This is a genomic window from Microbacterium sp. TWP3-1-2b2, from assembly GCF_049896145.1.
GTDB lineage: Bacteria > Actinomycetota > Actinomycetes > Actinomycetales > Microbacteriaceae > Microbacterium.
Genome location: NZ_JAFCTS010000001.1, coordinates 3,119,859 through 3,128,800 on the forward strand (window position 1 = coordinate 3,119,859; position 8,942 = coordinate 3,128,800).

General features: G+C 66.3%; 6 protein-coding genes. 5 read left to right on the forward strand and 1 reads right to left on the reverse strand.

The features are described from left to right. Positions 1 to 92: 92 nt before the first annotated feature. Together ACP7AR_RS15445 and ACP7AR_RS15450 are read left to right on the forward strand one after the other, a co-directional pair. The gene (locus tag ACP7AR_RS15445; protein WP_426187539.1) at positions 93 to 1,415 is read left to right on the forward strand and encodes a glutamate-1-semialdehyde 2,1-aminomutase; all 1,323 of its coding nucleotides are present in this window, start codon (positions 93 to 95) and stop codon (positions 1,413 to 1,415) included. A 113-nt stretch (positions 1,416 to 1,528) separates the two neighbouring features. Further along, complete coding sequence (locus tag ACP7AR_RS15450; protein WP_426187541.1) at positions 1,529 to 1,978, forward strand: hypothetical protein; 450 nt, start codon at positions 1,529 to 1,531, stop codon at positions 1,976 to 1,978. Between the two features lie 2 nt (positions 1,979 to 1,980). Here the strand turns inward: ACP7AR_RS15450 and ACP7AR_RS15455 are convergent, their stop codons facing one another. After that, entirely contained in the window at positions 1,981 to 3,609 is a 1,629-nt protein-coding gene (locus ACP7AR_RS15455) for an ATP-binding cassette domain-containing protein (RefSeq protein WP_426187543.1), read from the reverse strand. 108 nt (positions 3,610 to 3,717) lie between these two features. Between ACP7AR_RS15455 and ACP7AR_RS15460 the strand changes: the two genes are divergently transcribed. The 3 genes from ACP7AR_RS15460 (at position 3,718) to ACP7AR_RS15470 (ending at position 8,824) form a co-directional block, all read left to right on the forward strand. Next, positions 3,718 to 4,779, forward strand: a complete 1,062-nt coding sequence (locus ACP7AR_RS15460; RefSeq protein ID WP_426187545.1) for an enoyl-CoA hydratase/isomerase family protein — start codon at positions 3,718 to 3,720, stop codon at positions 4,777 to 4,779. Between the two features lie 158 nt (positions 4,780 to 4,937). Then, positions 4,938 to 6,665 (forward strand): ABC transporter ATP-binding protein, encoded by a 1,728-nt coding sequence (locus ACP7AR_RS15465; protein WP_426187547.1) that lies wholly within the window; start codon positions 4,938 to 4,940, stop codon positions 6,663 to 6,665. Beyond that, positions 6,662 to 8,824, forward strand: coding sequence for an ABC transporter ATP-binding protein (locus ACP7AR_RS15470; protein ID WP_426187549.1), 2,163 nt, complete (start codon positions 6,662 to 6,664; stop codon positions 8,822 to 8,824). Before ACP7AR_RS15465 ends, ACP7AR_RS15470 begins: the two co-directional genes overlap by 4 nt. Positions 8,825 to 8,942 lie beyond the last annotated feature (118 nt).

Genomic DNA, 8,942 nt, shown 5'->3' on the forward strand with positions numbered 1-8,942 from the left:
CGGGTTGTCGAGCCAGCACAGCGAGACGAAACGGGTCGAGTAAGCCGCAGGCGAGTCGAAACCAGAGTCGAAGAGAATCCGAGGAGTCTCCCATGAATGACCGCAATGACGACCTGTTCGCCGCCGCGCGCGCGGTGACCCCGGGCGGAGTGAACTCTCCCGTGCGTGCGTACGGCTCTGTCGGCGGTACGCCGCGATTCCTGGCCTCCGCGAAGGGCGCGACGGTGACCGACGCCGCCGGCAACGAGTATGTCGACCTGGTGGCATCGTGGGGTCCTGCGCTGCTGGGCCACGCACACCCCGACGTCGTCTCCGCCGTGCAGGAGGCAGCGACTCGCGGCCTCTCCTTCGGGGCGCCGACCGAAGGCGAGGTGGAGCTCGCTCGACTCATCACCGAGCGCGTGCGGGTCGGCGACCTCGCTCCGATCGAACGCGTCCGTCTGGTCTCCACCGGCACAGAGGCGACCATGACGGCGATCCGCCTCGCGCGCGGGGCGACCGGCCGTGATCTGCTGGTGAAATTCGCCGGGCATTACCACGGACACTCCGACGGGCTTCTCGCTGAAGCCGGCTCCGGTGTCGCGACGTTGGCGCTGCCCGGCTCGGCCGGTGTGCCAGCTCCCATCGCCGCGCAGACGCTCGTGATCGGTTACAACGACCGCGCCGCGCTCGAGACCGTCTTCGCAGAGCACGGGGATCGGATCGCAGCCGTCATCGTCGAGGCCGCAGCAGCGAACATGGGCGTGGTCGAACCGGAGCCCGGTTTCAACCGCTTCATCGCCGACACCGCACATGCTCACGGTGCGCTCATGATCCTGGACGAGGTGCTCACCGGCTTCCGCGTGCACCACGCCGGCTACTGGGCGCTGCAGGCTTCCCTCGGCGAGGAGTACCTGCCGGACATCATCACTTTCGGCAAGGTCGTCGGCGGCGGCATGCCTCTCGCCGCACTCGGTGGTCGCGCCGAGGTGATGGACCTGCTCGCCCCCACCGGCCCTGTGTATCAGGCAGGCACGCTGTCGGGGAACCCGCTGTCCGTCGCCGCGGGGCTTGCGACGTTGCGCCTCGCCACACCTGCGGTCTACGCGCGGGTGGATGCAGCGGCCGCTCGTGTCTCGGCCGCTCTGGATGCGGCACTCACCGATGCGGGTGTCGTTCATGTCGTGCCGCGCGCAGGGAATCTGTTCGGCGTCGTGTTCGCGCAGGCGGCTCCCCGCACCTACGCGGAGGCTCAGGCGCAGGAGGCCTTCCGCTATGCGCCGTTCTTCCACTCCATGCGAGAGCAGGGCATCGCGCTTCCGCCGAGCGTGTTCGAGGCGTGGTTCCTCACGGCCGCACACGACGATGCTGCTCTGACCCGCATCGAGCGCGCTCTGCCCGCGGCGGCCGCTGCCGCGGCATCCGCTCGCCCCTGAGGGACGTCGCGACACGCGACGGGGACGACCTGGCGGAACTGCACAACCGGATTGTTGCGGTCCTGTGAGGAAGTCGCAGACAGTTTGCAGGGCGTCGCTGGCAGACTGGGTGCATGGTGACGTTGCTGCTGGATCAGACACAGCTTGAGGTTGTGCTCTCTCCGCTCGAACGTGCTGCGACGTTCCACCGCGAGAACCTGCGGGTGGCGCGAGACACCATAACCAAGGTGCAGCTCACCGATGACGCATGGACGTGGCTGCGCGGCGTGCCGGGGCCGGGCACTCATATCCCCGGCATCCTCGCGGCCGGAACCTGGAAGGGCGCGGCGACGACCGACTTCGTGCTCATCCGTCGTAGCCGACCGAGCGTGGTCATCGACCTCGAGGGTGATGAGCAGTTTCAGCGGCTGATCTTCACGACCAGGCACGGCCTCGCTCTGACACAGGCGCTCCGCCTCGACGTCTCGGAAGAGCCGGTCGACGTGGTGGAGATCGCCAGCACCGCGCCGGTGCCGGTCGTGAAGGGGCGTCAGCGCCCGGTCATCCGGCCACGCCCCGTCTGAGCTCAGTGCTGGTCGTGCGCGGACTCGCTGCGACCTGAGTCGCTGTCGTCCGAAGCGCCGTCCTCTGCGTCGTCGTCTTCCGAATCGTCGCCGGATGCTGCGTCCTGTGCGTCGTCGTCGTCCTCTGATGACGGGTCACCCGTGAACGCGTCGAAGAACTCGTCGGTCGGGTCGGTCTCGTCGAGGGACTCATCCGACTCTGAGGCCGGTGCAGGCTCAGAATCCGTGGACGGTGCACCGGAGACCGTCTCGGCCGCTGTCGGCTCAGCACCCGCGCCGGGAACGACATCGATGACGCGAGTCGCGTCGAGGTCATCGACGGTTCCGTCGACGACGTCCTCGGCGTCCTGGTCGCCGGTGTCTTCCGAGGTCGGCGTGGACGAGGGCGCGTTGAAGAGGCTGGCGACGGCCGCGAGTCCCGCGATGCCGGGAAGCGGGCGGTCATCTTCCTGAGGTGCAGGCGACGTCGCGGTGTCGGCGGGTGCAGGATCCGAGTTCTCCGGATTCGCGACATCGGCATCCGACGGGGTGTCGTCACCAGCCGTCTCGTCCGCAGACTCAGTGGTCTCGTCCGCAGACTCAGCGGTGGAGTCCTCGTCGTCGGCGGCCGTTCCGACGACTCCGAACAGGGCGGTCGCCGGCCCGCCGGATTCGGGCGTCGCTTCCTCTGCGTCCATGTCCGTCACCGGCGCGACGGCCGCTGGTGCCGCAACCGCCGCGGTTGCGGTCGGACGCACGAACCTGTCGTTGACGAGGTCGAGGAACACGTCTTCGAGTGTGGGGCCGCGCTGCTGCAGCGTGGTCAGCGCCACACCGGCGCCGGCGGTCACTGCGCCGATCGTGGCCGCGTCACTGCCGCGTACGGTCAGGCCGGACCGAAGGATCTCGAACTCGAAGCCCGCGCCACGCAGCGCTGCGGACAGCGCGGGGCGGTCGACGGCGTCGACGACGACGGGACCGGTGGTCGGATCGGCGAGGTCTTCCATGGTGCCGGCGAACTTCAGCTCACCGCTCGCGATGACGAGGATCTCATCGGCCGTCTGCTCCACCTCGGAGAGCACGTGAGAGGAGACGAGCACGGTCCGCCCCTCATCGGCGAGGCCGCGGATGAGAGTACGCATCCAGCGGATGCCCTCCGGGTCGAGACCGTTCGCAGGCTCGTCGAGTACGAGCACGCCGGGGTCGCCGAGGAGTGCGGTCGCCGCGCTCAGGCGCTGGCGCATGCCGAGCGAGAGCGCAGCGATGCGCGTCTCGACGTCATCGCCGAGGCCGACGAAAGAGATGAGCTCGCCCACGCGCGACAGCGGGATGCTGTTGGCCTTGGCCGCGGCGATGAGATGACGCTCGACCGTGCGGCGGGCGCGGAAACCCGGATTCTCGAGCATCGCGCCGATCACGCGGGCCGGGTCGCGCAACTCGGAGAAGCGTTTCCCGCCGATCTTCGTCGTGCCGATGGTCGGGCGCTCTAGACCGACCAGCATCCGCAATGTGGTCGTCTTTCCTGCGCCGTTGGGTCCGAGGAAGCCGGTCACCACACCGGGGTTGACGCGCGCGGAGAAGTCCGACACCGCGGCGACAGCGCCGAAGCGCTTCGTCACATGGTCGAACTCGATCAGCTGTCCGTCTGGCATCCCGGGCCTTTCTGCGTTGGGCGTTCTCTCTATCTTGTCGGAAAACACGCAGAATCTCGCGTCGGCGCTGTGCGAAGCGTGAAGAATCAGGCGGGTAACGTGGCATTCGTGACTGACACCACCGCGGCCCCCACTGTTCTCGTCCGCACCGAGGGATCGCTGGGACGGCTCACGCTGAATCGGCCGAAGGCGATCAACGCGCTCGATATCGACATGATCCGTCAGCTCACCGCAGCACTCGACGGCTGGCGCGACGACGCCGACGTCGACATCGTGCTCATCGACGGGGCCGGCGAACGCGGACTCTGCGCCGGCGGCGATGTCCGAGGCCTTTACGACCAGATCACCAGCGGACACCATGAGGGCGTCAGTGACTTCTTCCGTGAGGAGTACGCGCTGAACCTCATGATCGCGCAGTACCCGAAGACGGTCGTGGCCTTCGCCGACGGCATCACCATGGGTGGTGGGATCGGACTCGCAGGCCACGCGGCCATCCGGATCGTGACAGAGCGCAGCCGCCTGGCGATGCCGGAGACCAGGATCGGATTCACGCCCGATGTCGGCGGCACCTATCTGCTCAGTCGCGCTCCCGGCCGCATCGGCGAGTACCTCGGGCTCACCGGAGCGACAATGACGGGAACGGATGCCGTCTACGCCGGGTTCGCTGATTACTACGTGCCATCAGCGCACCTCGACGAGCTGCGCGAAGCCCTCGGCGAACGCGCCGATCCGACCAGTCCGTCCGAGATCGTCATGCTGTTCGATGAGACACCGGAGCGATCGAATCTCGCGGATGAACGCCACTGGATCGACGAAGTGTTCTCCGCCGACACGATCGGTGAGGTCGTGCGTCGACTTTCCGAAAGGCCCGAGCCCGCGGCAACGGGCACCGCGGCGACCCTCGCCGAGCTCGCGCCCACCGGGGTGGCGGTCACGCTCGATGCCGTCCGCGAGGCGCGTGAAGGCGATCTGCGCGATGCGCTGATCGGCGAGTACCGGCGCGTGCTGTGGTTCGGGACGCACCACCCCGATCTCGTCGAGGGTATCCGTGCGCAACTGGTCGACAAGGATCGCTCGCCGAAGTGGCAGCCCGCGACCCTCGCGGAGTTGGAACCGGATGCCGGCGCCGCTGCCCGCGCGTACGTGCCAGAGGTGCCCCTGTTCGACTGAACGGACCATCGTGAGTTGCTGGACACGGTGCAGAATGTGCCGATGATCAGCGGATCGTTCGCCCTGAGCGGATAATCGTCCTTCGCCATGTCGAATGTCCGAACTTCGTGGCACGCTGTTCTGTGGCTGTTTCGGCCCTCTTCCACAAGGACACTTTCATGCTCGGAAAACTCCTCGTCCGCTACCTCGCCAAATATCGTTGGCTGCTCGTCGGCGTACTGGTGTTCCAGTTCGCCAGCGCGCTCGCCACTCTCTACTTGCCGCGGCTGAACGCCGACATCATCAACAACGGCGTCGCCCAGGCAGACACCGGCTACATCTGGCGCACAGGCGCCTTCATGCTCGTCGTGTCGCTCGGTCAGATCGTCTGCTCGATCATCGCGACCTACTTCGCCGCCAAGGCCGCGATGAGCGTCGGGCGCGACATCCGCGCAGACGTGTTCTCCCGAGTCAGTGGCTTCTCCGAGCGAGAGGTGTCGCAGTTCGGGGCCGGCTCGCTCATCACCCGCAACACGAATGACGTGCAGCAGGTGCAGATGCTGGCGATGATGGGCGCGACGATGTTCGTCACCGCCCCGCTGCTCGCGATCGGCGGCATCATCATGGCTGTCCAGCAGGACGTCGGCCTGAGCTGGCTGATCGCCGTCTCTGTCCCGGCACTGCTCATCGCCGCCGTGCTCGTCATCGGACGCATGGTGCCGCTGTTCCGCCGCAACCAGAACCAGCTCGACGCGATCAACCGCGTGATGCGCGAGCAGCTCACGGGCGTGCGGGTCGTTCGCGCCTTCGTCCGTGAGCCCATCGAAGAAGAGCGTTTCCGCGAGACCAACACCGAGTTGATGATCCTCGGCCGCAAGATCGGCTCGCTCTTCGTGCTGCTCTTCCCGCTGTTCATGCTGATCCTCAACGTCACCGTGGTCGGAGTGATCTGGTTCGGCGGTATCGAGATCAACGCGGGCAACGTCGAGGTCGGCACCCTGTTCGCCTTCATGCAGTACATCGGTCAGATCATGATGGGCGTCATCATGTCGAGCTTCATGGCGATGATGATTCCGCGTGCGGCCGTCTCGGCCGAGCGCGTGGGAGAGGTGCTCGACTCCGAGTCGACCATGCGCCGCCCTGCGGACGGTGTCGTCGACTTCAGCACACCAGGCACAGTGATGCTCGAAGATGTCGAGTTCACGTATCCCGGCGCCGACGCTCCCGTGCTGTCCGGCATCTCGTTCGGAGCGAACAAGGGCGAGACCGTCGCGATCGTCGGCTCGACCGGCGCCGGAAAGACCACGCTCGTCTCTCTGATCCCGCGGCTGTTCGACGTGACCGGCGGCTCGGTGCGAGTCAACGGAACGGATGTGCGCGAGGCAGACGTCGAAGCGCTGTGGAAGAGCATCGGTCTGGTGCCGCAGCGTCCGTTCCTGTTCACAGGGACCGTCGCCTCGAACCTGCGTTACGGACGAGAAGAAGCCACGGATGAAGAGCTCTGGCATGCACTCGAGATCGCTCAGGGCCGCGACTTCGTGGAAGAGATGCCCGACGGCCTCGAATCGCGTATCGCCCAGGGGGGTACCAACGTCTCCGGCGGGCAGCGTCAGCGACTCGCGATCGCCAGGGCCATCGTGCACCAGCCGGAGGTGCTCATCTTCGACGACTCGTTCTCAGCGCTCGACCTCACCACGGACGCCAGGCTGAGACAAGCCCTATGGCGCGAGTTGCCCGGGGTCACGAAGATCGTGGTCGCACAGCGTGTGTCGACCATCATGGACGCCGATCGCATCGTCGTCCTCGACGGCGGCACGATGGTCGGCGTCGGGACGCACGACGAGCTGGTCGCCTCCAATGACACCTACCGAGAGATCGTCGAATCGCAGCTGGGAGTGGACGCATGAGCGACCAGAAGAAGCCGTATGCCGAGGCTCCGACCAGCACGGCACAGGGAGCCGCAGGTGAGCTCACGGCAGAAGAGCAGTACGAAGCCGAACTCGCCGAGCAGGCGAGGCTGAATTCGGGCGACTGGGATGCGATCGCTCCGGGAAAGGCCGACAACTTCGGCAAGAGCTTCGCCAGGATGATCGGGCTGCTGAAGCCTTCAGCGCTCTGGTTCGTCTTCGTGTCGATCCTCGGCGCCATCGGCGTCGTCCTGACGGTCGCCGCACCGAAAGTGCTGGGCGAGGCGACGAACATCATCTACGAGGGGTTCATCTCCAAGACGCTCGGGGACAGCGGCGTGCCGGCCGGAACCTCGCAGGAGCAGGTCGTCGACATCCTGCGGTCGCAGGGTCAGGACGACTTCGCCAACATGGTGGCGGCCTTCACCGACTTCCAGGTCGGCGCGGGCATCGATTTCGACCGTCTGCGCTGGATCATCGTCGCCGTGCTCGCGATCTACGTCGGCGCTGCACTGCTGACCTGGATCCAGGGCTACGTGATCAACGTGATCATGGTGCGCACGATGTGGCGACTGCGCGAGTCGGTCGAAGCGAAGATCAACCGCCTTCCGCTGTCGTACTTCGACAAGGTGCAGCGCGGTGAGCTCATCTCCCGGGTGACGAACGACATCGACAACATCACGACCGCCATGCAGCAGTCCCTCTCGGGCGCGTTGACCTCGGTGCTCACCGTCATCGGTGTTCTGGTGATGATGTTCTCCATCTCGTGGCAGCTCGCCCTGGTCGCTCTCATCGCGCTCCCGCTCATGGGCGTGATCTTCGGAGTCATCGGTCCGCGCTCGCAGAAGGCGTTCGGATCTCAGTGGCGCAAGGTCGGGCGACTCAACGCTCGTGTGGAGGAGGCTTTCTCCGGCCACGCGCTGGTGAAGGTGTACGGCCGTGAGAAGGACGCACTCGACAAGTTCCAGGTCGAGAACGAGGAGCTGTTCCAGGCCAGTTTCAAGGCGCAGTTCCTGTCGGGCATCATCATGCCGGCCATGACCTTCGTCGGCAGCCTGACGTATGTCGGCATCGCTGTGCTCGGAGGCCTGATGGTCGCGAGCGGGCAGCTTCGCCTCGGTGACGTGCAGGCGTTCATCCAGTACTCGCAGCAGTTCACGCAACCGCTGAGCGAGCTGGGTGGCATGGCGGCGATCGTGCAGTCCGGCACGGCCTCGGCCGAGCGCGTGTTCGACTTCCTCGACGCGGATGAGCAGGACCCGGATGCCGCGGACGCACCGGATCTCGCAGAGGGCAGGGGCGTCATCGAATTCGAGAACGTCTCGTTCTCGTACACGCCGGAGCGTCCGCTGATCAATGACCTCTCGTTCCGGGTGGAGCCGGGTCAGACGGTCGCGATCGTGGGGCCGACCGGTGCGGGCAAGACGACCCTGGTGAACCTCATCATGCGGTTCTACGAACTCAGCGGCGGCCGTATCCTGCTCGATGGGCAGGACATCTCCGAGGTGACCAGGTCTCAGCTGCGCTCGCGCACCGGGATGGTGCTGCAGGATCCGTGGCTGTTCGCGGGGTCCATCCTGGAGAACATCCGGTACGGGCGAGCCTCGGCGACCGACGAAGAGGTGCTGACTGCAGCGAAGGCGACGTATGTCGACCGCTTCGTGCACGCGCTTCCCGACGGTTACGAGACGGTTCTCGAAGAAGACGCGGCGAACGTCTCGGCGGGAGAGCGTCAGCTCATCACGATCGCGAGAGCGTTCGTGGCCAAGCCGTCGATCCTCATCCTCGATGAGGCCACGAGTGCGGTCGACACGCGAACCGAGCTGCTTCTGCAGCATGCCATGGCGGCACTGCGGCAGGGGCGCACCTCGTTCGTGATCGCGCACCGTCTGTCGACGATCCGCGACGCCGACCTCATCCTCGTGATGGAGCACGGTGACATCGTTGAGAAGGGCTCGCACGATGAGCTCATCGCGGCTCAGGGCGCGTACTGGCGGCTGTACCAGTCGCAGTTCGAGCAGGCTGCGACCGACATCGATGCAGAGGAAGCCCTCACCGGCACGATCCCGGTGGTCGCGACCGGAGACGCCGAGGCCGAACCGGATGCGGTGGCAGTCGCGAGTGCGAATGCCGACGCCGAGGAGTCATCCGGGGTCTGAGCTCGATCGTTGTGGGCCCAATCGCGTCAGTCGGCACCAACCCCGAGCAGCTCGAACTGGTGGGTCATGCGCCCCCACGGAATCGGACCGGAGACATCGTCTGAGAGCGAACCCGTTA

Excerpts from the sequence above, each read along its gene's own strand:
- ACP7AR_RS15470 (WP_426187549.1), top strand. The coding sequence starts at position 6,662 with ATGAGCGACCAGAAGAAGCCGTATGCCGAGGCTCCGACCAGCACGGCA.
- ACP7AR_RS15445 (WP_426187539.1), top strand. The coding sequence starts at position 93 with ATGAATGACCGCAATGACGACCTGTTCGCCGCCGCGCGCGCGGTGACC.
- ACP7AR_RS15465 (WP_426187547.1), top strand. The coding sequence starts at position 4,938 with ATGCTCGGAAAACTCCTCGTCCGCTACCTCGCCAAATATCGTTGGCTG.
- ACP7AR_RS15455 (WP_426187543.1), bottom strand. The coding sequence starts at position 3,609 with ATGCCAGACGGACAGCTGATCGAGTTCGACCATGTGACGAAGCGCTTC.
- ACP7AR_RS15450 (WP_426187541.1), top strand. The coding sequence starts at position 1,529 with ATGGTGACGTTGCTGCTGGATCAGACACAGCTTGAGGTTGTGCTCTCT.